The following is a 25,098-nucleotide window of genomic DNA, read 5'->3' on the forward strand; positions in this document are numbered from 1 at the left end:
AAGTGATGAATCGTATAGTTAAATTAAACTTTCATCGATTTTTCAATAATGATCACTTGCGCTGTAGCTGGTTTTTCTACAGGTTTTGCTTTTACCGGATGAAGTATGAAATTCATGCCTAAGGCGAATAAGGTAATCCCCAGAATCTTACGGATAATTTTTTCTGGCAGACGAGAGCTGATTAAAGTTCCAACCACAATGGCAGGAATTGAACCGACTAACAACCATCCAAGTAAATGTAAATCTACATTACCCGAGCTCATGTGTCCAAGTCCTGCGACTAAAGTCAAAAGTACCGCATGGACGACATCGGAACCAATAATACGAATCATCGGTAAATTCGGGAACATCAACACCAGTGCCATGATGCCAAATGCACCTGCACCGACTGAAGAAAGGGTCACAAATATACCCAGTACAATGCCCATAATCACAATATACGCACGTTTGTCTTTTGCCCGAAAATTGACCTTTTCTAAATCTTGAGTCATATCCAAAGCTTCATTTTTACGGAATTTGTTAAAGAAGCGTTCAATGTGACCACGGAACATAATTGACACACCGGTTAAGGTCAACATAAAGCCCAATACCATGGTCAAAACAGCTTTATAACTGCTTGAGTGGCTAAGATAATTGTCTAAAACCCAATGGGTTGCAAGCGAGGCGGGAATACTTCCCACTGCAAGCCAGATCACAATTGGCCAGACAATATTCATTTTTTTTGCATGAACTAAAGATCCGCAGAATTTAGAAATTGCGGCATAGAGCAAATCGGTACCAATCGCGATATGAGGCTCGATTCTAAACAGGCTAATCAGGATAGGGGTCATTAATGAACCACCGCCAACACCCGTAATCCCAACACAGAAACCGACCAAAACACCTGCTAAAATAAATTCGAGTGGACCAAACATGGTTATATGCCAAATATCAAAAAACGTGCTTATGTTATGACTTTTTCATATAAGTCGTTGTCTTGATTATTGATTTGCTTATGCAAAAAAATGAAATAGAAAAACAGCTATTCTTAGAAAACAGAATTTAATTTGAATTTTTTCATATTTAAATTCAGGTATTATTACTTCTGAAAAGACTTAAGTTCATTTATAGATAAAATAAAGATAAAAATCAGCGGGGTGGAAAATATCCAGAAACTGACAAACCCGATTGAAGCACCTTCTTTTTGTATAAAAACGAATAGCGCTAGTATCAATAAAAGCAGGCAAACAACGCGTGTAGTTTGTGGATATACGAGCAAAATAGACCACTTAGACAGTCTGGTTTTTTTAATTTGTTTCTCACTGATCCGATATAAACCCCAAACGCCTAACAGAATGAACAGAAAACTAAAGAGAATATTCATCAGCAGCCTTCCTCTTTATGTTCAGGTTCCACTATTTTAAGTTTGGTTCTTATCCTGCTTTGCGCTTTGTGCTGAATAGGAATAATATTTCTATAAAGAAATATGGCTAATAAACCGAAAATAAGAATAAATAAATCAACTTTAAAAAATATCCAAAAACCTGTGAAGTTTGGAATGAGGTTTTGCTGAAGAAGAAATAAAAAATTAAAAACAGGTAAACAGAAAGCCAAAGCAATAAAAATCCCCAAGTTTATTTTCCAGAGATATTGTTTTTTAATGCATAAACTCATTCCAAAAATGCTCAGCCAAATGATAAAAAAACTCATCACTTCATAATTTTGTGAACTTTGAATTAGTAAGCCGATCCGGTTTGCATAAAAGTAACCCAGTACCGCAATCGGCAAGCCTACAATTGCACTGATATTCAGCCGTTGCACCAGATAATGTCCAACATGGAATTTTTCAGTTTTAGTTTGCAATTGCCGTTTTAAACTCCAGAGCAGTAAACCTGATGCCACCATCACACAGCCGAGTAAACCCGAAAAAAACAGCGCTAGACGCAGCAGGGGTTGGGCAAAGGTTGCCATATGCAGTCCATATACGCCGGCATTAAGTGTGGCAATTGCACTATCATTTTTAGTGCGGGATAATTTTTCTCCCGTGACTGCATTCAGGGTGATTTGTGCCTGATTACGGGTAATCGAGTGATCTTTAGCTTCGGTAAAAGTAATTTGCGCCTGTTCGGTATTTGGATTTTTTACATGGATGGTGCTGTACTCAGTTTTTCCCCATTCACGTTGTAGCGGTTGCATCAAATTGTGAATAGATTGCATTTGAGCAGGTGAGTTATTTTCAATTTTAGAAGTAATTTTAGCGTTAATTTCTTCGAAATACTGAAAATTATTTTCAGGATAAAGTTTCTGCATACCCCAAGGTAAATATAAGTAGAAGAAAATGGCCAAGCCGGTAAAAGTAATGGTTAGAAAGAAGGGTAAAGCAATAACAGAGCTGACATTGTGAAAATCCAAATAAGAGCGTTGTCCTTTAAATGCACGTAAAGTAAAGAAATCAGTCAGAATCTTTTTATGGGTGATAACCCCGGAAATAAGAGCAATCAGCATGATAAATGCTGCCAGTGAAACGATTAACCGGCCAACTAAAATAGGCACGCCAAACAGTTGAAAGTGGAGTTGATAGAAAAAATCTCCGCCTTGTGTTTGTGCCAGATTCAGCTCTTGTCCTGTATTTGGATTTAAAGTCTTGTTTTCATAAGCGCCGTTGGGCCTTTGCCAATAGATTTGGTTTACCGGTTTTTGCTGGTTCGCGACATTCATAAACCATGTCTTGGCATCAGGCGCTTGTTGTTCTAAATACTGATATGCCATGTGTATTGCGGTATCTTGATTAACCTGGATGTGGGCAAGTGAGGGCTGCATCCATAAACTAATGTCATGACGATAATAAGACAGCGACCCCATCAGAAAGATGGCAAACAATAACCAGCCAAAAATCAGACCTGTCCATGAATGTAACCAAGCCATAGATTGACGTATCGATTTTTGCATGACTTAACCTGCGATCCAGTAAATAGCAGCCAGACCAGTAGCCAAACTAATGCTGATCAAACTTAACTTAGGTAAAGATTGAATGCAGAAACTGCTAATGACAAAACTGACAAAGAATAAAATACTGATGAATGCTGCCAGATAGATCGCTTCTGCTTTTGGAAATAGAAGATAAAACAGTACCGTTAAGTTGCTGGCTAACAACGCGGTGCAGGCATAACCGAGTAGAAAGGCGATGATAAAGCGGTAGAGCACAGTAAAGCGATATTGAACGGTACTGGAAATCATGAGCATTCACTCGCATGAAACAGATAAAAAAGAACCTAAGTCAGTTTTAACTTAGGTTCAGGGTTACAGATTAATATTTATAACGTACTGCTACGCTATAGTTTGCAGGTGCACCATAGAAACCTTGTGCATCCGGGAAATTAAATAAATATTTTTCATTGGTAATATTATTGGCATTGGCTTGTAACGACAACTGATCATTAATCTCATAGCTTGCCATTAAATTAATCAGGGCGTAGGAGTCTTGACGAATGATTCCGGCATTTTGAGTAATTACACTAGCGGTGTCGGTGGCTTCAGGTACATCTAGATAAGTGTTGTCCTGCCATTGTACGCCTGCACCAATTTTGAGTTGCGGTAACTGCGGGACGGTATAAGTCGTAAGTAAGTTAAACATCTGGTCTGGATTATAGGTTCGGGCTTTACCTCCATTGATCAGGTCTTTCAGACTGAACAGGGTATAACCGAATGAAACATTCAGATTATCGCTAAGCTGCCCAGCCAAGCCAAATTCATAACCTTGCGAGCGTAAGTCGCTAACCTGTACTTTACGATTGATCGGTAAACCATCTGAATTTCGCAGCGGATAATTACTTTCTTCAATTCTGAAAATGGCCATTGAGCCAGTCAACCGGTCATCTAGCCATGAGCTTTTTACTCCAAGTTCATAGCTTTCACCTTCAATCGGTTTATTTAAACTGCCATCCAAAGCCCGGGTGGTCTGAGGGCGGAAAATTGAGCTATAGCTCATATAGCCCGTATATTCAGGTGTGAAATTATAAGTCAGGCCGGCATAAGGCAGTATTTTGTCTTCATCATAATAGGCATCTGCACCATAGCTATGGCCTTTGCTTTTTGCTTGTACGTAGTTGCTACCCAAAATCATTTTCAAATCATCATTAAAATGAATGCGCGTCGCTGCGTAATAGCTTTGCAGGTTTTGCTGCATATGGGCTTCACCGCTGGTCTGGGTCATCTCCCAAGTGGGTTCAACAGGCGTCCAACTGGCTAAATCGGTAGTCAAAGGATTGGTGTAACTGCCCGCATAGCCCAAGCCATTTACCTGGTTTTCTGCCCAGCTGTAGCCGATGACCGCTTCATGCCGTTGTCCAAATAAGGGGAATGTCCCTTGAGCACTGATACTGGCTTGGCGCTCTTTATTATCATCTATATATCTGCCTGGCCATAAAAAAATGCCCGAGGTATTGTCACTACCCGGGTTGCCAGAAAGATATAACAGTTTTGCATCACGGTCGATGTGAGTTTCATCATAGTTCAGCTTGAGTTCCCAGTCACCGCCAAGCTGTTGCTTGAGTTCTGCAAAATAATTTTGAATATTGCTATCCCAATAGGTCCACTCAGGGCTGTAATTATATGAACGTGAATAGCCAAGCTGTTCACCGCTGCTATTCATCAGAGGATTTGCGCCCCAGTTATTGCCATCCGATTTGCTATTGGTGTGGCTATAACCTGCACTCAGTAAAGTTGAATCAGTCAGATCCGCTTCTACAATCACCCCGACGCCATTTTTTTCCTGAGCGTAATGGTCGAGGTAAGAATCCCCCGTCTGCTGATAACCGAAGACTCGTCCACGAATACGTCCATCTTCCGTCAAGGCAGAGGAAACATCGGCTTCATAACGCTGGGTATCCCAAGATCCATAACTGGCAGAAACAGAACCTTGTACATCCTGGGTAGGGCGTTTGCGCACCATATTGATCGTTGCACTGGGGTCGCCAATCGCATTGCTTAAGGCATCTGCACCTTTGATGACTTCAACGCGGTCATACAAGAAAGTATCCGGGTTACTGTTGTTATAGTTATAACCTTCCAAGGGAAAACCTATACCATCGACCTGAATATTGGAAATTTCAAAGCCGCGAGAGAGATAGGACGTACGATCAGTTTCCTGACTACTCACGCTGACACCGGGGGTATTACGTAAGACATCACGCGTATTGCTAATGGCAAAATCATCTAGCTGTTGTCGTGTCACGACATTAATGGTTTGCGGTGTTTCTTTGGTTTCAAGATTGAGCTTGGTGGCATTGCTGCTTTTTTTAACGATATAGGCTTTAGTTTTTTCTGAACTCTCTTCGATATTAGCGGATTGAGCTTGTAATTGAATGGTCGATAAAGTTTGTACCTCCTCAGCAAAACTAGATTGCACGCCAAATAGGGCCAAGCTGAGAAGTGAAAGTTTGAAATTATGGGAAAGAAGGGGATTTATTGTGTGCATTTCTATATGATAATGGAATTGATTATCATTTATATTAATGTTAATTGAGATTAACCTCAATATTGAGGTAATTGGTATTTTAGATTGATCATCAGTAGGAAAATGATAATTTAGATGGTGTTAAATCGATATAGCGCTATTAATTTATGCATCTGTTGCTACAGATAAGATTTAAAATAGATGGATATGTTAAAATCTCGATAATTTTACAGAGGGTAAAAGTCTTGCAAAATCGGAAGCTTAAAATCGGTATGGTGGTCGGGGAAGTGTCTGGAGATACGCTTGGTGCTAAACTCATCCGCAGTTTTCGTGAGCAAGGAATTGATGCCGAATTTGAAGGCATTGGTGGCCCTCAAATGATAGCAGAAGGCTTCAAGAGTTATTATCCGATGGATATTTTATCGGTGATGGGAATTGTTGAAGTTCTAAAAGATCTTAAAAAGCTGTTTGCGGTACGTGATGGGCTGGTCGAGACTTGGGCGAAAGAGCCGGTCGATGTGTTTGTCGGAATTGATGCCCCAGACTTTAACTTGCGCTTATCCAAAAGCTTAAAACAGAAAAATTTACCGATTAAAACTGTGCAATATGTCAGTCCTTCAGTTTGGGCATGGCGTCAGGGACGGGTACATGGCATTAAAGCCAGCATTGATTTAGTGCTGTGTTTATTTCCGTTCGAAAAAACTTTTTATAAAAAATTTGATGTGCCAGCCGCGTTTGTGGGGCATCCACTCGCCAGTCAATTGCCTTTGCAAAATCCTCTGATTGAAGCCAAGCAAGAGCTGGACTTGAATGTTGAACATAAACATATCGCACTTTTACCGGGCAGCCGTCGCGGTGAAATTGAAAGATTGGGGCCGTTGGTACTGGATGCAGCCAAAATCGTGAGTCAAAAGCATCCTGAATATATTTTTTTGATTCCTGCGATTAATGATGCACGCAAGCAGCAGATTGAAGCATTATTAAAACAGTACCCTGCTGATTTTGTGGCTAAAGTTTGCCTGATGGAAAATACGGATACAGAATCGAAAATTGGTCGTCAGGTCATGAATGCTTCCAATATTGTGGCATTGGCATCTGGAACTGCCACTTTAGAGGCGATGCTGTTACACCGTCCGATGGTGACTTTTTATAAGTTGAATTGGCTGACGTATGTAGTGATCAAATTCCTGATCAAAATTCCTTATTATTCTTTACCCAATATTATTGCCGGTAAAAAAATCATTCGAGAATTGATTCAGAGTGATGCAACGCCAGAAAATTTGGCTATTGAAATTGAAAAACTGATGAATGTTGAAACCGCACAAATTCAGGCCATGCAGCACATCACCATGCATAAGAAATTACTTTCCGGAAATAGCGAAGATCCTGTTCAAGCGATTTTAAATACCTTAAATGCTGTGAACATATCCAACCCAGAATGATTTACTGGAATTTCTGGCGATACTGACTGGGTGTGAGATCAAACAGCCGCTTAAAGGTTTGGCTAAATGCAGTTTCAGATGAATAACCGACACGATGGGCAATTTGCTGAATCGACAATTGTCCTTCACGTAAATGCTGCGATGCCAAACGTAAGCGATATTGCTGTAAATAGGCCAAAGGTGTTTCGCCCACAATACTGCTAAATAAGGTGGCAAATTTAGAACGGGACATGCAACATTGTTCAGCCAGACTTTCTACCGTCCAGGCCTGATCTGGCTTACCATGAATAGCGGCCAAAGCACTGGCGAGTTCGGTATGCGCCAATGCTCTGAGCCAGTTATTGGAGTCACTTAACTGAGCAATATAATCGCGTACACATTCAATAAATAGAATACTGACCAGATGATCGAGAATTTTGTCGCGACCCGGTCGAATTTGATAGGCTTCTACAGCCAAAAAATGTAAGCCAATCTGTAGCCATTCCGGTGCAGTACTGCCGGTAATATGGTGAATATGAATATAGTCGGGCAGGGCATTCAGTAAAGGCCGCGCCATAATGGTATCGATATGGCAGCGGATCGCTAAAATAAGAGCAGGCTCACCGCTAATACTTCCAAACTCGATGGTTTCCTGTCTTTTTTGATCAAAAAGTTCGGTGATATTCAAGGCTTCAACTAAATTGCTTTTATGACTGCTATGGCAAGAATGATTTTGTCCCGAGGGAATTAGAACCAGATCACCCGCTTCAACATGTAGTTGAGTATGAGGATTAAGCTGAATGGTCATATGGCCCACCATAACCACATAGCCAATCATGGCATCTTGTTCCTGATACGAATAGGCCCAGTCACCTTGCGGTTTTAAATAAATATATTCAGATTTATTAAGATGAATATCATCAAAAATTTTACTTAAAGCATCCATGTCTTATCGTTCTGTCATCATCTAGTAAAATTATAAAAAGCTTTGATTCACTCAAGCATGTGTTTTTATGTCAAATATTGGCTATTAATGCCAAGGACGTTTGCATAGCTTTTTTGGACGTTTAAAACTGTTCTTGATGGCCCATTTCTAGAAATATAACGGTAGAACAAAAAATAGGGAAGATCGTCAGTATGAATGCACCAGTAAATTTAACTCAAACAACAATTCAAATCCTTCCAGCTGCATCAGGTTTAGCACTGGATAAAAAACGCTATTGGTGGTTATTAAGTCCAGGTTTACCTGTCATTGGTATGGGTATTTTGGCCGGCTATCAGTTTGGTCCTAAATTGACGAAAAAAATATTTGCTTTGGGGGGGCCTTTATTACTGCATGTGATTATTCCCAGTATCGATTCAATTGTAGGTAAAGACAGTAATAACCCAAACGATGACCAAATTACCTCATTAGTGAACGATCCTTATTATGACCGTATTGTGAAATTGTTTATTCCTTTGCAAATAGCAGCCAATCTATTTGCAGGCTATGTGGTGAGTCGTAAAGATACCTCTTTTGTCGATCAGCTCCTGTTGGGGATTTCGATGGGAGCAATTAATGGCATTGGGGTAAATACTGCCCATGAATTGTCACATCGACCGAATAAAAAAGATCACTATTTTTCTCATGCCACATTAATGCCGTTGTTTTACAACCATTTTCGGGTTGAGCATCCGTATGGGCATCATAAACGTGCTGCAACACCTGAAGATCCGGCATCTTCTAAAATGGGGGAAACCTTCTATGAGTTTTGGCCAAGAACGGTATTTGGGGGGCTTAAATCAGCGGTTGAAATTGAAAAGAACCGTTTAAAACGCAAAGGTCTATCATTTTTTAGCAAAGAAAATGAACTGCTTAAAGGCTGGGCGATGAGTGCAGGTTTTCATGCCACCATGTTGAAACTGTTTGGTAAAGATGTGATTCCGTATTTGGTAACACAGGCTTTTTATGGGGTAAGCTTATTTGAAATTATTAACTATATTGAACATTACGGTTTAATGCGTGATAAAAAACAAGACGGAACTTATACGCGTACCATGCCAGAACATAGCTGGAATAATAATAACATTACCACCAATTTGTTTTTGTACCAGTTACAGCGTCATTCAGATCATCATGCATATCCTACACGTCCATTCCAGGCATTACGTAACTTTGATGAAGCACCTGAATTGCCAAGTGGTTATGCAACCATGTTATTGCCAGCTTTAATTCCATCGCTATGGTTTAAAATGATGGATAAACGTGTATTTGATCATTACGAAGGCGATTTAAATAAAGCCAATATTCATCCGAAACGCCGTGCGAAAATTTTCAAGAAATTTGGCGTGCTTGATCGTTTATTGAATAAAGAACAATAAAGTAGAGCGCTTAACAAGCAATTTATTTGAAGGAAACCTTAGTTGATAAATTGTTAAAAAAGCCTAGCTGATTAAAACTAGGCTTTTTTAAGTATATTTATACAATTATATTATAATTTTATGTTATTTCATCTTTTTAACGAGTTGTTCAGCCATTTGTAAATGCTTGGCAACTGCAGTACGAGTTTGCATCAGCATATTTTTTAATTCTGAATTTTTGGCATTTGGTATCAATTGCTTATCAATAGTCATTAAAACTTTACGATGTACTTCAACTTGAGTCATCATATAGTCTTTGTCAGCTGCTGATGAATGAGTTAGTTTATTCACCATCTTATCACTATCATTTTGCAATGATGTACTGAGGTTGCTCACTTGTGGAGTTAACTTTAGACGACTTGCCAACGCTTGGCCTTTTTTCTCATTCGCTGAATGCTCATTAATCATCAATTGAGCATATTTACGGGCTTCATCCATTTTAAGTTTTGGCAAAGCAGTTTTTGCCTGCTTAATCTCACCGTTATTAGCCGTACTTAACACTTTAATCACTTGACTATCAGTTAAATTTTCATGATTGTCATGCAACATTTTGGGTGGATTTTTGCTGTCATGTGTGGGTTGCTGATCCATTGCCGCCATAGTTTGAAAGGCAGTAAAACTCAATACACTACTAACAGCAATACAGTTGATCATCTTCTTCATTGGAATAGTTTTCATCGTGGCATCCTTTAAAGTTTCTATTATTTGATTTGCCTTTATAAGATAGGTTGAGGACACTGAAAACAGTGTATCTTTTGCGTAGATTTCTTGGATAGATATATAAATCGGTTATTGATTTAAGTAAAGATGAGGAGCTATTGGTTTATTTAAGGTCAGCACAAAAAAAGGAGAAAGCAAGGCCGCATAGTGCTTTACCTGCATATAATAGGAATTAAGAAGATAGTATCATTCAATTCTATCGTGCTTACACGATAAATATGAACTACTTAAAAATTTAAGTCTAAGCAAGAACTAGGCGAAAATCCGATTATGAGGCCACTTAGTTATTTCAGGAATATTTTGTCACTAGAGTTAATTTTTATTTGATCAAATTAAAGCTTGCTTCGATGTTCCATGTCTTTTCAAGGCAAAAAATATCCCTAATTTTTGCGAAAAATTCTGAACATAACTTTTAATCAATTATGAAGGTTTTAGCTCACAATGATTCAGAAGAGCTTTCTCTCATCTCGATTCCAGATAAGAGTAGCTAGAATATTCTTGGCCTTAAAGCACAGATACAGGGATGCTATAGCAGATCATTCTTTTTGAAATGATTAATATTCAATATGCTCTAAATTAGTGCGATAATATGATGTAATTTAGACTAGGCATTGAGGTTCAATATGAGTTTTTTAAAAAAGAAAAATAAAGCGAGTTTTGTATTTTTCATCATCACACTTTACTCATTCATTGGCTTCGGTCTAGGTTACCTTATTTGGGAATATTTTCTATAAGTGAATAGGGTAAAGAGAAAGGGAACTCTACATTGAGATAGAGCTTCTGGCAATAAAATATACAAGCTTCAAGGTTGAGTGAAAATTAAAGCTTAAGTTCTACTTTGTGGTTTTTTTTATTTCATTTCAAAATACAAAATTTTATCAAATAGCATTATTTAACTTATAGGCAATTATATAAAGCATTTTATTTTATAACTTACTTTGATTCACAGATAAAGTAAAATGAAGATAAATTAAGCTAAGAATAGCCTAAGCATGCTAAACATTGACTTTAAAAAAGCATATAATTTAGCGCTCCAGTTCTTTATATAATCGAAAAATGACACCTGCTTGCAAAATTTTAAAATCAAATAAAATCGAATTTTCTATCCATGAATATGAGCACAATGTAAATGCAAAAAGTTTTGGATTAGAAGCGGCTGAAAAGTTAAATTTAGAAGTCAAAGAAGTATTTAAAACCTTATTGGTGACCGATGATAAAAATTACTATGTCGCTGTTTTGCCTGTTGCACATCAATTAAGCTTAAAGAAAATAGCTGCAGCGGTAGGGGCTAAAAAATTACATATGGCAGATCCGAAAGATGCCGAACGCTTAACTGGCTATTTGGTGGGTGGGATTAGTCCAGTCGGACAGAAAAAGCGCTTAAAAACTGTGATAGATGGTTCTGCCGAGTCATTAACCAAAATTTATGTCAGTGGTGGCAAAAGAGGCTTAGATATTGGGGTAAAACCACAAGATTTAGTCAAAGTCTTGGGCGCACAGTTTGCAGATATTTTAGATCAAGATTAGAACTAAGCGTTTTATTCAGAACAAGTCTTAATAGTAAAGATGGGTTGAATATAAAATGGAAAAAATCCATTAGGTCGGTATTGTTGCGTGTATAAAAATAAAATTTGTTTAAATTGAATAATGAATCAGCACAATGCAGGCTTTATTGTATTTGGCCCACGGGGTCAGTACCGGTTTGTATCACTAGCACAGTGACTATCCATTTTATCTATTTTTGGCTATTTTTTTCATCTCTTAGCAAAAAACTATTTAACAGTTATCGGTGTTAGTTTGGTTTTAATTAGTAGGGCCTTGTTTTAGGCTGAATTTTAGAAATTTTTTATAAAATATTGAGGCTCATGCGTTAAATACATGAAAGTTGAATATAATTCATTAATAATTGAATATTACTAAATCAACCCTCCGAGAAAATTAACAGCATTCATGCTTTAATAAGCTGATTAAATTTATTGTGATATATATGTGTTCCTAAAGTCTTCTACGCCTGTTGTTCCTACACTTGCAGGGGATTATCCTGAATGGCATCGTGGACGTGAGCATTTTTCGTTATGGTATATCGAAATTGAGCATCCAGAATTATTAGAGTATTTAAATCAGCTGCGTTCGGTTTTTTCAGATTTTTTATATAAGCCCAATACCCGTCAATTTCACCTCACTTTATTTATTTGTGGCTTCCTCACCCAGCAAAAACCGATTTGGAATGATGATTTTGGCATTGAAAAAATGCATCAACATATTCAGTACTTAACAGATAATTCTCAAAATAAATTTCAATTAAAAACAGGTCGTATCAACAGTTTTGAAAGTGCCTTATTTGTCGAAATTATTGATGAAAATGGAATCCTTTTAAAATTACGTCATTTACTCGGTCAAAGTTGCGATGAAATTGCACCGCTCGACTATTGTCCACATTTGACTTTAGGTTTGTTTCATCAAGATTTTAATAGTGATTTAATTTTTAATCGTATCAACAGCATCGAACAAAAACGCTTTGAATTTTCAGTCGACCAACTGACTTTTGGCACATATAACGCGAAAATATTGCAAGGTCAGCTCTATCCATTTCATCAATTTCAATTGGGTGACGTATGATACAACTTATTTTAGGTGGTGCCCGTTCTGGTAAAAGTCACCTTGCAGAACAAACTGCAAAAGATTCAGGTTTGGCAGTAACTTATATTGCAACCGCACAAGCGTTTGATGCTGAAATGCAGCAACGTATTCAGCATCATCAAGCGCAACGTCCAAAGCACTGGACTGTAATTGAAGAGCCTTTATATCTGGCCAATTGTTTAATCGAGCTTGATCACCCCAATCAAGTGATTCTTGTCGATTGCTTGACCTTGTGGATGAGCAATTTGTTGATGTATGAAAATCCTGAATTGCAGATGCATCAATGCCAAAAACTGCTGGATATTTTACCGATATTAGAATCAGACGTTATTTTAGTCAGTAATGAAACCGGTCTAGGCGTGATCCCGATGGGCGAGATCAGCCGCAAGTTTGTCGATGAATCGGGGCGTTTACATCAGCAGTTGGGGCAAATTGCCGATAAAGTGGTTTTTTGTGTGGCAGGTTTTCCCATGATTTTAAAAGGAGAGAAATAATGAACTGGTGGTTGGATACGTGTAAAACGCCAAGTACGGAAGCAAAAAAACTGGCGGAAGAACGTCAATTACAACTGACCAAACCCACAGGCTCATTATCTGAACTCGAAAATACTGCCGTGCTATTGGCAAGTTTGCAAGACAATTCATGCCCCAATGTAGATTGGCCTTGGATCACGATTTTTGCCGCCGATCATGGTGTGATGGAAGAAAATATTTCTGCCTATCCGCAAGCTGTGACGCGTCAAATGCTGCAAAACTTCACTACTGGTGGTGCTTGTATTAGTGTAATTGCTAAAGAATACAATGCCAAATTACAGGTCATTGACTGTGGTACTGTAGGTGATGCCTATGAATATGCAGGCGTAGAACGTCATTGCATTATTCCGGGAACAGCCAACTTTGCCAAACAAGTTGCCATGACTGAAGCTGAGTGTATTGAAGCGATGAATCTGGGACGTAAAAGCGTAGAAGATGCCGTAGCTTATGGCGCCTCTATTTATGTCGCAGGGGAAATGGGTATTGGTAATACTTGTTCTGCATCAGCAGTTGCGTGTTATTTACTGAATGAACCTGCTGAACAACTGACAGGTGTAGGTACGGGCATTCGAGAAGAACAATTAATTCATAAAAAAAATGTCATTAATCAGGCCATCGCTTTACACCAAGATTATGTAGGTAATGATGCCTTTAAAGCACTTTCCGCAGTGGGTGGTTTAGAAATTGCAGCGATGACAGGAGCTTATATTCGTTGTGCACAATTGGGTTTGGCTATGGTGGTCGATGGCTTTATTACCACAGTTTCAGCGCTTGTAGCGGTACGTTTAAATCCTGCAGTTCGTGAGTGGATGTTGTTTGGCCATCAATCGGCAGAATATGGACATCGACGTTTATTACAGGAATTAAATGCCAATCCATTACTCAAATTGAACTTACGTCTAGGCGAAGGCAGTGGTGCAGGCGCTGCTTTAGGTGTGATTAAACTGGCATGTAGTCTACACAACAATATGGCAACTTTTGCAGAAGCTGCCGTCATTGGTGAAAAGGTTTAATCCTAAAAGTATTCAACAGGATATTGAACATGTTAAAGATTGATCTGCTTCGCCATGGTGAAACGACTTTAAGTCATACCTTGCGCGGTTCTACAGATGATGATTTAACCGAGTTGGGTTGGGCGCAGATGCAGCAAACCATAGATCAGTTTTTGCATGTTTCTAAGCAAGATTCCATGCATCACCATATACAATGGGATGTGATCTTTAGTTCACCCTTAAAACGCTGTCGTTTATTTGCAGAATCGGTAGCCGATCAAAAGCAACGATCTATCTTTTATGATGCAGGTTTGCAAGAAATGCATTTTGGCGATTGGGAAGGCGTATCTATCCAGGTTATTTATAAAAATGAACCGGAATTACTGGCGAATTTTTGGCAGAAACCGACTCAATTTACTCCGCCGAATGCAGAAAACATGCAGGATTTTTATCAACGTATCTTCAATAGCGTTGAAAAAATGCAACGACAGATGCTTGAAAATGGTTGGCAGCATGCTTTAGTGGTGACGCATGGCGGTGTGATTAAACTTTTAAAATGTATCGCCTTAAATCATTCACTGGATGATATTTTAAAAATGACAGCAGAGTTGGGGCAACTCAATTCCTTTGCAATTCATGAAGATTCTTCTATTCATTTGCTCAAGGAATTGCCGCAATGACACCATTTTTTATCGCTTTGCAGTTTTTAACCATATTTCCTATTCAATTGAAAGAAATGCCGAGCAAACAGCAAAATGGTCAATCTTTACTGTTTTATCCACTGATTGGTTTGATGATAGGTACAATTTTATTTGCTATCGCCACAGTACTGCATGCATTGCCGGTGATCTTGCTGAGCAGTTTGATTTTAGTGGTATGGATCTGGTTGACGGGTGGTTTGCACCTAGATGGCTTAGCCGATACCGCTGATGCTTGGGTGGGTGGTTTTGGCGATAAAGAACGCACTTTAGCAATCATGAAAGACCCAAGCTGTGGGCCGATTGGAGTGCTCAGTTTAATTATTGTGTGTCTGATTAAATGGTCGGCACTGTACGTATTATTAGAAAAACAACTCTATTCAGCCCTGTTTTTATTTCCGGTATTAGGTCGCTTAGCACCGCTATTTTTATTTTTGACTACCCAATATGTGCGTGAGAAAGGCTTAGGATCTTCAATCGCAGAACTTATTCCTAAAACGGGTTCAGTAATCATATCTGCCTTGTGTTTGGTTGCATCTGCATATTTTGCATGGGTGGGTGTTTTGACTGCAATGATATTTATAGGAACCTTAATATATTTACGGCATAAATTTATCCAGCGGATTGGTGGCATTACTGGTGATACAGTCGGAGCAAGTATTGAAATTTGCGAGGCTGTGAGTGTTTTGAGTCTGGCTGTATTTGGTTTTTATTTTCCTGTGGTTTGGCTTTAAATATTTTTGCTTCATTCAGCGTGATTCAGTGATATAGAATCACGCTGATTTGAGGTTCAACTGTATATGATTATAAATAAGTCACGATAAGTCGAATAATCGCAGGTCCCAACAACACCATAAATACCCCCGCAAGTACCATGGTTAAACAGGCAACAACGCCTTCTTCGCGATGACGCATAAAGGCTTTACTGGTACCAAAACCATGTGCTGAATTACCCAAAGCTGCTCCTTGCGCAAAGCGTGAATTTAGCTTTAAGGCAAGCAGAATCATATCAGCCATAGCAACACCGGCAATACCGGTAATCATGGTGAATAAAATCACCAGTTCAACTGAACCGCCAATATTTGAAGTCAGTTCCATGGCAAATGGTGTAGAAATAGAGCGTGCCATTAAGCTATAAGTGGTTTCTTGATTAAAGCTGAATAACTTTGCCAAATAGAATGCGCTCATCACACCAGCAATCATTCCTACCACAATACCCAAACTAATCGAGAGCACATGTTCTTTAATGACTTTGCGATATTCATAAATAGGGATGGCAAAAGCAATGGTTGCAGGTCCAAGCATCCATATGATCCATTTATTTTCCATCATGTAGGTGTCGTAAGAGACATTAAAAATGACCATCAGCACCATGATGATAAAAGGCACAAAAATTCCAGGCGCTAAAAGCATATAGGGATATTTTTGATGCAATTTTTTACTCAGCACATAACCAATTAACGTAATAATAAAGCAGAGAATAGCAACCAGGTTCATCTTACTCTCCCTGTTTTAGCAGTGGATCAGAATGATGCTTATGTTTTTGCTTTAAACGCGCTTCTAGTTTAAAACCCAAATAGACGCTATATGCCGTTGCAAGCATTACGCAAATCGTGCCGATAAATACCGCAAGAATAAGTTGCCAGCCTTGGGTTAAAAACAGCTCTTTATATTTAATGATGCCGACGACGCAGGGAATAAATAATAAGACCAGTTCTCCCAAAATAAAATCTGAACCTGTTTTGATCCATTGCAATTTAAATAGACCGCTCAGCAAAGCTAATAAAACCAATAAAAGACCAATCACACCGGCGGATACAGGTAAATTGAGTGTGTGCTGTATAACTGAAGCAACCCACCAAATGATGACCAAAAAACTCAATTGCAGAATGATTTGAGCAATATGCAGCAGTTTGGGAGAGAGTAAAGAGGTAGACATAATAACAAGAGATAAAAGCTTGGTCGTATTTTAGATTTGACCGACTATCTATATTATGAATAATAAAAAAAAGATTATGCCTAAATGGAATGTTTTGTGGATATTAAGAGCTTGAGCATGTTCGTTAAAATTGTGCAACTGCAAAGTTTCACACGTACAGCGGAAGAAATGTGTGTCACACAGCCCACCATCAGTAAGGCAATTCATGCTTTAGAACAAGAAATTGGCGTGCCTTTATTTTATAAGGGAGAAGCAGGTCGAAAACGCGATGTCGTTTTGACTTATATGGGGGAGCAAATTTACCAACATGCTTTAGTGATATTGCAAGAGCAACAGCGTATTTTTGAAACCGTGGCTAAAGTGCGAAATTTGAAACAAGGTAAATTAACCATCGGACTTCCACCGGTAGGATCGGCATTACTTAGCAGCCTAATTGCCAAATTTCACAAGCAATATCCTAATATTGAATTAAGTTTTTTAGAGGTTGGTGCCACAGGTATTGAAGATGCCATTCTGGCAAAAAAAGTAGATGTCGGGATTTTACTGGGGCATTTAAAACCGATTTTAAGTGGCATTCCGATTATTGATTCGCCTTTATGTTTACTTTCACGTAGAGATACGCAATGGAAGAATAGAGAAAAAGTTTCTTTAATTGAACTGAAAGAAGAGTCATTTCTACTGTATGCCGATACCTTTAGTTTAAATAATATGATTATACAAGCAGCCCACTATGTCGGATTTGAACCCAAGGTGGTGTGTAAAAGCAGTCAATGGGACTTTATTGCCAAAATGGTGGAATCGGATGTTGGAATCGCATTGCTACCAAAAACCTATTGTGAACAACTGGATCAAGAAAAATATAATGTCAGTATATTGGAAAATCCTAATATCAATTGGACCTTGAGTATGGCCTGGAATAATACGGTTGCAATGAATCCTGCGACCCGAGCCTGGCTAAAAATTATTGAAGAAAATCAGGATGAAATTCATTTTTAATCATTCAATCACCTATAAAACAACAGGTTCTATAGGGAATGATGAACTTAAACTGATCATTCTAAAAAGCTGAATATAATAATTTTTTTGTTTTCATATTTTGTAGATTCAGATTACAAGCCTTTCAATATTGAGATGAATGCGGTAACTTTTCTGGGTTAAACTTTTTGTTGATGATTTTTCTTTATGAAATGGGATGATATTGGAGAACAGCCGTGTTCAATTGCCAGAACCTTATCGGTTATTGGTGATCGTTGGACATTGCTGATTTTAAGGAACGCCTTTTTGGGCACACGCCGTTTTGAATCCTTTCAACAAAATTTAGGTGTAACCCGTCATGTGCTGTCAGATCGTCTAAAACGTCTGGTTGAAAATGATATTTTAGTCAAAACCCCTTACGTGCAACGACAAGAACGTTATGAATATCGTTTAACTGAAAAGGGTTTGGCGCTTTATCCGATTTTAATGTCGATGGCCAACTGGGCAGATGAATGGATGAATGAGGGCTTCGGAAAGCCGATGCAATATACCCATAAAAGCTGCGGTCATAAAATAACACCACGACTGGTGTGTTCCGAATGTAATGAAACCCTTCATGCCAAGCAAGTTAAACCCGAATTGACCCAAGATTATTTTAATTATTTAGAACAGCATAAAATACCGTCTTAAACCTGAATCAATCATCTTTATAGACAATTCGGTGGTTTTGGAATACCTGCCAGACGGCTTAAATGACGTGCCACCAAACCTGTATTAAATTTGTCTTGTAACACAGCATTATTAATGTCGGAACTGACTGTTTTCATCAGAAATTTAATCAGTGGTCGCGTCGCAGGTGAATGACCAAACTGTTGGTAGAATTGACGTACCGCATGCAGGACTTCAAAATGCCATGCTGTGAGTTCTAAAGTTAAAGTATTTGCCAATTCTTGCGCAATTGCTTCATTCCAAATGGTGTAATCGACTAAGTGACCATCTTGATCGAGTTCTAAATTCATCATTAATCTCACATTAACTTAAACGTATACAGCGGGTGTGAGACAGGCAAATATCGGCAAATTCGGCATAAGAAATAATTTTCATATTCTCTGTCTTTTGTCCCGCTAAAATTTCAGCATCGTTCTCTAGTACATACACCCAATTCACTTGTTGCAAGAAAGGCTGTTGAAACTGCAATACAGATTCACCCATTAAAATAACGGTATCTTCAGGGCTGTAAAGTTGTTCTAGTTTTGCCAGTACCGATGGCGTAGCTGAAAAATTACTTTGCACTAAATATAAGCTTTTATTTGACATGATCATTTCACTCTTCATCTTTACCAGTACAGCACAAAATCAAAAAATTGAATAAACTCACTATTTAGTTCAATAAATTCAATATCCTGTTGAGCTTGAGCAACGAAGTGTGAGTTCTGGAGTTTCTTTTCCACCAAGACAGGCGTGAGATCGTAAAACTCAAAGCTGTCGACCATATTGGAGGCAATTTTAAAGGCATGTTTAAGCTGTTCAAATTGCAGTTCTGAATTGAGTAAACTTAAGCCTGCATCTTGCAGCAAGACTTTGACTTCACAACCAAAAGTCGCCAGTACCATCGTGGCAGACAAGCTTTCATGCACTTGTAAATTGGCAAGATTGGCTTGAGTTAAAATAACGAGTACAGATTTCACACAATTTACCTTTTAAAAGCCACAAATTCCTGAAAATAACGCCTTAGAATTGAATCAGACGTTGTGCGGATTGCACTGCATCGGCAAGTTCACCCAGTCCAATCAATTCAAAGCCTGGTGCAAGATTGTGTTGACTAATTTGATGTCGTTTCGCATTTTCCACATCTGTAATACCACGTGCCAAGGCAGCACTCACACAAACCGGTAAGCGAATGGCTAACTTTTGCCATTCTTTCGTCAAATGACGTTGATCGTCAGGAACCCACTGTAAGGAGTTCGCCAAAAAAACACCGTCTTGATAGAAAAATACACGAAATGTCTGGTTCTTAGCGTGTAAGGCCTGTGCCAGACCTAGCGCATGCCAGGCATAGATCGAGGTTGGAGCAGAGGTAATTAGTAATAAGGTACTCATCGAAATTCACTTGAGGAATGCCCAATCCAATGTTGATGCATCCAAACTTCATAAGAAAAAGGTAGTATACAATGATTCTACGTAGTATCTGAATAATTCAGCACTTCATATTAAAAATATTTTAATAATAGTTATTTAAAAACAATATTTTATAGATTTATTGAGGCATAAAAGTATCAAGGCATTTATTTTATCTGAATGATATTACCTGTATTTCCTTTTCCTACAGTTTCTTTACCATTGGAATCAGTGAAAATCACATTTGCAGTTACCACAACTACTGATCCAACTTCCTGTACCTCGTTAGTAATGATCAGTGTGGAGTGGTATTTCGGCAGGAATGGCTTAACTGCTTCAAATATCTCTTCACAGTTACGATAGGTATAATTACCAAACAAATTACATTTGCTTTTAGGCGCTTTTAGTTCCAGTTGGATTTGCTGCAAAACATGATAAGAGTGTTCTGCAGGATTTTGAATTTGATTATTAGAATTAGTCATGTTATTTCCCCTTAAGCCCCAGGCGTTTTTTATACGCACGACGTTCATGTAATGGAATAGGTGAACTTTGCATACTAATCGCGAAGGCTTTGCGACGTTGAAAAGCACGTTTACGATCAAAGTTTTGGTGGATCCACGGCTTGGCAACGTATTTTTCTAAAGTTAATTTTTCGAGTTCACCTGATTTAAGGTTTTCAGCAAAGAGGTCTTTACCTTGCTCCATAGACAGTGTGACCAAGGCGCATATCAGGTAATACGTTTTACAGAAAAAATGAAGTCAGGTTTAGCGGTTCAGCAAATTGAGAAGATGGTAGGGGATTTATAACGATGAGTACTAGTAGCAAAGCAACATATTTTACATTCAGTAGATTGGTCACGTTTTGATTTAGAGGGGTGGCTACATCATTTTTATTCGGGAGAATGGATTACCCCACCAAAACTGGCTGAATCCGATGCTAAATTTTACGATATCGATGTTCCTGAAGAAGTTGAATATAAGCAGTCGGAATTATTCTGTTCGTGCATGTACATGAGTAAGGTCCATGTTTAAATCAAGATGAATCCTAAGTGAATTACAAAAGGATTATGATTTTAAGCGGAGTACTATTAGCACTTATACTCTTTACCGGTTTCCATGTTTATAACCTTTCTCAACAAGAAAAGTTAGATAGTCTGAAGACACTATCTGAGGGGGCTGAAACCTCCTATTAGCTCTATCTTGATATAATTAGTATAGAAAGCTCATCGAAAGGTGGGCTTTTTTAATGCTTAGAATTGCTATGCTCTTTAAAAAATAATGGATTATTATCATGACTGTTTTTTCTATGGAAGAGATAAGGTCACTATTGGTGGCCACAACACAAGAGAATGAAGAGCTAAGGAAAGATAATCACGGTTATTACTAATTGTCACTGATGCTACTGACCAAATAAAAACAGCTAATGAAATGGCGGAAAAATATCAGCGAAATTTTGATAATTTATCTAAATTTGTTAAAGCTAAATATGACAATGATTTTAAAATTAATGATATTCCAGAGGTATTAAAACTCATATTTGATTGGTTTCCAATCAAGTTGTTAATAAATAATAACTTAAGTTAAACATCTCCAAACATATCAATTGTATTTACTATACTTTTCATTTGAATTTTTAGTGATATATTTTAGTCATTCCAAAAACTTAACAATTAAAACAATGTAATGTGAATTGAAAAGCCCACTTGATTAGCAGCATTAAGTAGGCTTTTTATTTTCATCAACAGTAAGTTAATCCACATACCTAAAGGGGGGAATTTATGCTCCGATTTATCTTATGTTTCGTTGGGTGTCATGGTATTGCTGAGTTTGATCATACCGAAAATGATGAAGATATTAAGGTGTGTCGCGACTGCCTAAGAAAAGTTAAATAATTCTTGGGCCAAACGCCTATCTTAAAGTTAGACTGGGATAGACAGATTGAAGCTCGCCAAATGGTGGGCTTTTTTGACATAGTTTGTTCATAAAATTGAGCGATAATAACTTTTTGTTTTGAGCTTTAATTAAAATGACAATCTTAACTGTTAAAAAATTAGAAGAAACTCTTAGTGCGTTAGCAGTTAACGGAAAAAAGCCTGAAAAGATTTTGTTAGGTTATAAAGCATATGGCGAGCTAATGAATGATCGTAACTTTTTTGAGGAAGTTGCCGGCTCGGCAATGGATCCAAATAAACGAAAATACAAGAATATTAAAATCAAGGTTACTCAAGATGAATACCAGTTTGAAGTGAAGAATTCAAAAAAATAGATTTATATGGCAACGAAAGCTCGGTCACTGATCGGGCTTTTTTATATTTAATAAATCATAAATTAATTTTTTATAATGAACTGATTTAATTAATGTAATTTTTAAATTTCGGCATATTTTGCCAATGATTGAGAATTAATGGTGTATAGAATACGCGCAGAATCTATCGCTGTAGTTTCTGGTTTTTAGTTTTGCCTCCCACCCTCGGGAGGTATTTTTTTGTCAGGAGAAAAGTCATGCTCCAATTTCTACGCAAGTTATTTTGCCTTCATGCTTATGAGTTTGATTACGATCATGAGCGTGGATATATCCAAGAATGCGTAAAGATGATTAAATAATTTCTCCAAACTTGCGGGATGTATTACGGCATATAAATTTCCTTTGCATGCTCGAAGTTAAGGGGGTTTTTCTTTTCTTCTTAGGGGTAATCATGACAGATCGTGTACAAGCTAAAAAAGATTTGCAGTTTTGTTGTGATGAGTTGATTAAATATCAAAATTTGAGTCGGTGACAGACTCCAAGGCTATCTTGCAGAAGAATGACACGACGAGCATTGCGCAGATCATTGATGTTTTGATTACTGGTAAAGGTGAGTTTAAGGTGGTAAATATTGGGACTGATCCGACCGGAAGTATTTGGCTTGCCAACTTATAAGAGTTGGGTAGATTGTTGACTTGTGATGTAAATATGTTAGAACTAATTTTGATATAAATATGAGAATAAATAACAATGTTTATGAAATATATTGTCCCGTACAACAGGTCGGAAATTTTTATCAACAAAGATAAAATTAGGCTTATAGAAAATCTTTCAACAGCAAACAATCTTCAGGCAATGAAGTTACAACTAAATATTGGGTTTTCAAATGACCATATATTAACTCTTTCTTTTGAAACTCAAGATGAGCTCGATACATTTCTACAAAAACTCACATCACAACTGAATTAGGCCCACTTCGGTGGGTTTTTTAATGGCTGAAATTTATGATCAGCAATAATTATGTGCTGGAGTGATACATTTCACCTTTTGTACACTCAAAATACACTCTAGCTTGTAATCAAGATCAATTCGACCTGCTGTTTGACGATTTGACCGAAACACAAGAGTTTATGCACTTAGGTGCAGGGACTCAGGTTAATTATTACGATGGGGGTAAGCATTGCATTATCCAATTAGGTGATTGCAGCGAAAGAACACTAATCGAAGTTCATAAGCTTTTATTGCATGAAGCTGTGCATATTTGGCTAAGAGTTAAAAACTCATGGGTGAGAAAAAACCTAGTGTTGAATTTGAAGCTTACTCAATACAGCGTATCGCTCAGGATTTTTTTTGCGATGTTTCAGGAGAGTGAAACTGATGATCTACATCAATGATCAAAACTTAATACACTAAGCCATGCATACAGATGGTATTTATCATGCTGATGTGGAGCAATCCGAGCCTAGAGTTAAAAAGGTCTTGCTGGATAGCATTAAGATACTACATGTGATGTTTTGCGACACAAATAAAGGCTACTTCATAAAGCATAAACAAGCAGTGCATGGGAATCCCATTATAGAGAATGGCACTCTTATTTATGAAATAAGAGTAGGCAAGGTTGAGGTAGTATAAATGTCTTGGAAAACAAACCATCTAATTTTGCGATTGATGTGCTTAAAACAGTAGATGACCACCTTAAAAAGATTGTAGGTGAAACAACTTCAGCAAGTCGTGATTCGATCACCTGTTCAAGATGGTGAATTTAGAGCGTTGCACAAAGTTACGCTTGATAGTCCGCAGAATGCTTATGAGAAGGGCTTTGATCTATCAGGCAATGAAATGCCAACCTATAAAGCAGGTATTCGATACAACTTCTAAAAACAAACCTCCTCCAGGAGGTTCTTTAATGCTTGAATAAGCTTCCAATATTTACGTGTTGTTGCATTTGAATTTGATAACAATTCTTATTATGATGTATAACAATAGAACAATAAAAGCAGGAGGGAATCATTATGAATAAAGTAGAAATGCTTGCGACATCATCTTCAGCTCTTGCTCTTATGTTGGTTATTTACCAATTGGGGCAAATGTTCAATTAGTGTAAACATAACCATACAAAACCATTCTTCGGAGTGGTTTTTTTATGTGAAAAATAAAGGTAAGGTGAGCCGTCAAGAAAAGGAAGGACTATGAAGAAGAAAATTTTACTGTCACTTGCAGTAGGTATGGCGAGTTGCAGCAAAGTTGAAGCAGATAATCAAATATCTACTCTTGGAGCGCTAGAAGAAAGGCAACAAGAAGAGTCAAGAAATTTTCTTAGAAAATCATTACCAGGCCCAGATTCAGTAATATTCCGGAATCAACTAGGGGTATGTGGCGAGGTTAATTACATAAAAAAGCGCGATACCTACACTGGCTTTAAACGTTTCATTATGGTAGATCGCAATATTGTTCTTATAGAAGGCTTTACAGATTCGGAAAACTTTGAGTTTGCATGGAATAACACCTGCAAGCGAAGATGGAGTTAGTTTATTTAGCTCTAAAAAAGCCCTCAAATAGAGGGCTTTAATTTATTCATTCGGTGTTTTAGATTGATTGTCCTGTTGGTGTTGGTAATCCAGGGCAGCTTGTTGGGCTTCTGCTGCTGCAGTAGCTTCTGGTGGAATTGATTCATCTGCTATAGCTATTGTACCCACAAAACTAGTTAAGGTGAGTAATAGAATTTTTGAATACTTTTTCATTTGAATTTCCTCTATGTTTCTAAAACTTAAATTCAGAGTAAAGAAGAAAATTATCTGATTGAGTATTAGCTATGTCTGCATATGTAAAATAATCAAGCTTTTGGTTAGAGCGCTACAAGTTTATGTAAGCGCGATTATCTAGTGATTTTTTTGGTTAATTTTCTTTTAAATTGGTTACTTTTAATGTGTCCAAATAAGAATAATTTATTTAGAAACACAAATACCCTAAGAAGCTTCCTTAG

29 protein-coding genes and 1 pseudogene are annotated in these 25,098 nt (G+C 37.8%); 15 read left to right on the forward strand and 15 right to left on the reverse strand.

Annotated elements, in window-relative coordinates; translation table 11 throughout:
* Window positions 1–23: 23 nt before the first annotated feature.
* From AC3CAU_RS00090 to AC3CAU_RS00105, 4 genes are all read right to left on the reverse strand, one after another.
* Window positions 24–914 (reverse strand): sulfite exporter TauE/SafE family protein, encoded by an 891-nt coding sequence (locus AC3CAU_RS00090; RefSeq protein ID WP_447052976.1) that lies wholly within the window; start codon window positions 912–914, stop codon window positions 24–26.
* A 448-nt stretch (window positions 915–1,362) separates the two neighbouring features.
* Window positions 1,363–2,928 carry a PepSY-associated TM helix domain-containing protein gene (locus AC3CAU_RS00095; RefSeq protein WP_447052977.1) on the reverse strand — a complete coding sequence of 522 codons (1,566 nt, stop codon included), beginning with the start codon at window positions 2,926–2,928 and terminating at the stop codon, window positions 1,363–1,365.
* A 3-nt stretch (window positions 2,929–2,931) separates the two neighbouring features.
* Window positions 2,932–3,216, reverse strand: coding sequence for a hypothetical protein (locus AC3CAU_RS00100; protein ID WP_447052978.1), 285 nt, complete (start codon window positions 3,214–3,216; stop codon window positions 2,932–2,934).
* Between the two features lie 70 nt (window positions 3,217–3,286).
* Complete coding sequence (locus tag AC3CAU_RS00105; RefSeq protein WP_447052979.1) at window positions 3,287–5,455, reverse strand: TonB-dependent siderophore receptor; 2,169 nt, start codon at window positions 5,453–5,455, stop codon at window positions 3,287–3,289.
* Between the two features lie 224 nt (window positions 5,456–5,679).
* Between AC3CAU_RS00105 and lpxB the strand changes: the two genes are divergently transcribed.
* Window positions 5,680–6,876 carry a lipid-A-disaccharide synthase gene (lpxB, locus tag AC3CAU_RS00110; protein ID WP_447052980.1) on the forward strand — a complete coding sequence of 399 codons (1,197 nt, stop codon included), beginning with the start codon at window positions 5,680–5,682 and terminating at the stop codon, window positions 6,874–6,876.
* A gap of 1 nt (window position 6,877) precedes the next feature.
* Here lpxB and AC3CAU_RS00115 read toward each other — a convergent pair whose 3' ends face one another.
* Window positions 6,878–7,801, reverse strand: coding sequence for a helix-turn-helix domain-containing protein (locus AC3CAU_RS00115; RefSeq protein ID WP_447052981.1), 924 nt, complete (start codon window positions 7,799–7,801; stop codon window positions 6,878–6,880).
* A gap of 191 nt (window positions 7,802–7,992) precedes the next feature.
* On the opposite strand from AC3CAU_RS00115, the gene AC3CAU_RS00120 reads away from it, so the two are divergent.
* The gene (locus AC3CAU_RS00120; RefSeq protein ID WP_447052982.1) at window positions 7,993–9,216 is read left to right on the forward strand and encodes an alkane 1-monooxygenase; all 1,224 of its coding nucleotides are present in this window, start codon (window positions 7,993–7,995) and stop codon (window positions 9,214–9,216) included.
* A gap of 123 nt (window positions 9,217–9,339) precedes the next feature.
* Here the strand turns inward: AC3CAU_RS00120 and AC3CAU_RS00125 are convergent, their stop codons facing one another.
* On the reverse strand, window positions 9,340–9,933 hold the full coding sequence (locus AC3CAU_RS00125) for a DUF4142 domain-containing protein (RefSeq protein WP_447052983.1): 594 nt from the start codon (window positions 9,931–9,933) through the stop codon (window positions 9,340–9,342).
* Window positions 9,934–10,598: 665 nt separating this feature from the next.
* Here AC3CAU_RS00125 and AC3CAU_RS00130 point away from each other — a divergent pair.
* The 7 genes from AC3CAU_RS00130 (at window position 10,599) to AC3CAU_RS00160 (ending at window position 15,572) form a co-directional block, all read left to right on the forward strand.
* A complete protein-coding gene (locus AC3CAU_RS00130) occupies window positions 10,599–10,709 on the forward strand; it encodes a hypothetical protein (protein WP_131217553.1) in 111 nt (36 codons plus the stop codon).
* Between the two features lie 322 nt (window positions 10,710–11,031).
* Entirely contained in the window at window positions 11,032–11,502 is a 471-nt protein-coding gene (gene ybaK, locus AC3CAU_RS00135) for a Cys-tRNA(Pro) deacylase (protein ID WP_447052984.1), read from the forward strand.
* A gap of 462 nt (window positions 11,503–11,964) precedes the next feature.
* Complete coding sequence (locus AC3CAU_RS00140; protein ID WP_447052985.1) at window positions 11,965–12,594, forward strand: 2'-5' RNA ligase family protein; 630 nt, start codon at window positions 11,965–11,967, stop codon at window positions 12,592–12,594.
* Complete coding sequence (gene cobU / locus AC3CAU_RS00145) at window positions 12,591–13,109, forward strand: bifunctional adenosylcobinamide kinase/adenosylcobinamide-phosphate guanylyltransferase (RefSeq protein WP_447052986.1); 519 nt, start codon at window positions 12,591–12,593, stop codon at window positions 13,107–13,109. The genes AC3CAU_RS00140 and cobU overlap by 4 nt, the downstream gene beginning before the upstream one ends.
* A complete protein-coding gene (gene cobT / locus AC3CAU_RS00150; protein WP_447052987.1) occupies window positions 13,109–14,161 on the forward strand; it encodes a nicotinate-nucleotide--dimethylbenzimidazole phosphoribosyltransferase in 1,053 nt (350 codons plus the stop codon). Before cobU ends, cobT begins: the two co-directional genes overlap by 1 nt.
* 29 nt (window positions 14,162–14,190) lie before the next feature.
* Window positions 14,191–14,820: a histidine phosphatase family protein gene (locus AC3CAU_RS00155; RefSeq protein WP_447052988.1), complete on the forward strand. Its 630-nt coding sequence runs from the start codon at window positions 14,191–14,193 to the stop codon at window positions 14,818–14,820.
* The gene (locus tag AC3CAU_RS00160) at window positions 14,817–15,572 is read left to right on the forward strand and encodes an adenosylcobinamide-GDP ribazoletransferase (protein WP_447052989.1); all 756 of its coding nucleotides are present in this window, start codon (window positions 14,817–14,819) and stop codon (window positions 15,570–15,572) included. The genes AC3CAU_RS00155 and AC3CAU_RS00160 overlap by 4 nt, the downstream gene beginning before the upstream one ends.
* A 70-nt stretch (window positions 15,573–15,642) precedes the next feature.
* On the opposite strand, the gene AC3CAU_RS00165 is transcribed toward AC3CAU_RS00160, so the two are convergent.
* Together AC3CAU_RS00165 and AC3CAU_RS00170 are read right to left on the reverse strand one after the other, a co-directional pair.
* Window positions 15,643–16,335: an LrgB family protein gene (locus AC3CAU_RS00165; RefSeq protein WP_131217538.1), complete on the reverse strand. Its 693-nt coding sequence runs from the start codon at window positions 16,333–16,335 to the stop codon at window positions 15,643–15,645.
* Window position 16,336: 1 nt separating this feature from the next.
* On the reverse strand, window positions 16,337–16,777 hold the full coding sequence (locus AC3CAU_RS00170; protein WP_131217536.1) for a CidA/LrgA family protein: 441 nt from the start codon (window positions 16,775–16,777) through the stop codon (window positions 16,337–16,339).
* Window positions 16,778–16,873: 96 nt separating this feature from the next.
* On the opposite strand from AC3CAU_RS00170, the gene AC3CAU_RS00175 reads away from it, so the two are divergent.
* Both AC3CAU_RS00175 and AC3CAU_RS00180 read left to right on the forward strand, forming a co-directional pair.
* Window positions 16,874–17,773, forward strand: coding sequence for a LysR family transcriptional regulator (locus tag AC3CAU_RS00175; protein ID WP_131217534.1), 900 nt, complete (start codon window positions 16,874–16,876; stop codon window positions 17,771–17,773).
* 186 nt (window positions 17,774–17,959) lie between these two features.
* On the forward strand, window positions 17,960–18,442 hold the full coding sequence (locus AC3CAU_RS00180; protein ID WP_131217532.1) for a winged helix-turn-helix transcriptional regulator: 483 nt from the start codon (window positions 17,960–17,962) through the stop codon (window positions 18,440–18,442).
* Window positions 18,443–18,459: 17 nt separating this feature from the next.
* Here AC3CAU_RS00180 and AC3CAU_RS00185 read toward each other — a convergent pair whose 3' ends face one another.
* From AC3CAU_RS00185 to AC3CAU_RS00210, 6 genes are all read right to left on the reverse strand, one after another.
* Window positions 18,460–18,771: a TusE/DsrC/DsvC family sulfur relay protein gene (locus AC3CAU_RS00185; protein WP_131217601.1), complete on the reverse strand. Its 312-nt coding sequence runs from the start codon at window positions 18,769–18,771 to the stop codon at window positions 18,460–18,462.
* A 13-nt stretch (window positions 18,772–18,784) separates the two neighbouring features.
* Entirely contained in the window at window positions 18,785–19,069 is a 285-nt protein-coding gene (locus AC3CAU_RS00190) for a DsrH/TusB family sulfur metabolism protein (protein ID WP_131217530.1), read from the reverse strand.
* Window positions 19,070–19,089: 20 nt separating this feature from the next.
* Window positions 19,090–19,440: a hypothetical protein gene (locus tag AC3CAU_RS00195; protein WP_131217527.1), complete on the reverse strand. Its 351-nt coding sequence runs from the start codon at window positions 19,438–19,440 to the stop codon at window positions 19,090–19,092.
* A 43-nt stretch (window positions 19,441–19,483) separates the two neighbouring features.
* Window positions 19,484–19,852, reverse strand: coding sequence for a sulfurtransferase complex subunit TusD (tusD, locus tag AC3CAU_RS00200; RefSeq protein WP_131217525.1), 369 nt, complete (start codon window positions 19,850–19,852; stop codon window positions 19,484–19,486).
* A 185-nt stretch (window positions 19,853–20,037) separates the two neighbouring features.
* A complete protein-coding gene (locus tag AC3CAU_RS00205; protein WP_131217523.1) occupies window positions 20,038–20,352 on the reverse strand; it encodes an ERF family protein in 315 nt (104 codons plus the stop codon).
* A 1-nt stretch (window position 20,353) separates the two neighbouring features.
* Window positions 20,354–20,575 carry a hypothetical protein gene (locus AC3CAU_RS00210; protein ID WP_131217522.1) on the reverse strand — a complete coding sequence of 74 codons (222 nt, stop codon included), beginning with the start codon at window positions 20,573–20,575 and terminating at the stop codon, window positions 20,354–20,356.
* Window positions 20,576–21,896: 1,321 nt separating this feature from the next.
* Between AC3CAU_RS00210 and AC3CAU_RS00215 the strand changes: the two genes are divergently transcribed.
* The 4 genes and pseudogenes from AC3CAU_RS00215 to AC3CAU_RS00230 all read left to right on the forward strand — a co-directional run bounded on the left by AC3CAU_RS00215 (window position 21,897) and on the right by AC3CAU_RS00230 (window position 24,643).
* Window positions 21,897–22,136: a hypothetical protein gene (locus AC3CAU_RS00215; protein WP_131217520.1), complete on the forward strand. Its 240-nt coding sequence runs from the start codon at window positions 21,897–21,899 to the stop codon at window positions 22,134–22,136.
* A gap of 1,016 nt (window positions 22,137–23,152) precedes the next feature.
* Window positions 23,153–23,509, forward strand: a pseudogene (locus AC3CAU_RS00220) (hypothetical protein).
* A 316-nt stretch (window positions 23,510–23,825) separates the two neighbouring features.
* Complete coding sequence (locus tag AC3CAU_RS00225; RefSeq protein WP_250697868.1) at window positions 23,826–23,993, forward strand: hypothetical protein; 168 nt, start codon at window positions 23,826–23,828, stop codon at window positions 23,991–23,993.
* 311 nt (window positions 23,994–24,304) lie between these two features.
* The gene (locus AC3CAU_RS00230) at window positions 24,305–24,643 is read left to right on the forward strand and encodes a hypothetical protein (RefSeq protein ID WP_131217518.1); all 339 of its coding nucleotides are present in this window, start codon (window positions 24,305–24,307) and stop codon (window positions 24,641–24,643) included.
* A gap of 42 nt (window positions 24,644–24,685) precedes the next feature.
* Here the strand turns inward: AC3CAU_RS00230 and AC3CAU_RS00235 are convergent, their stop codons facing one another.
* Window positions 24,686–24,856, reverse strand: a complete 171-nt coding sequence (locus tag AC3CAU_RS00235) for a hypothetical protein (protein WP_165494054.1) — start codon at window positions 24,854–24,856, stop codon at window positions 24,686–24,688.
* Between the last annotated feature and the right edge of the window lie 242 nt (window positions 24,857–25,098).

The sequence above is a fragment of the Acinetobacter sp. GG23 genome (assembly GCF_057766365.1).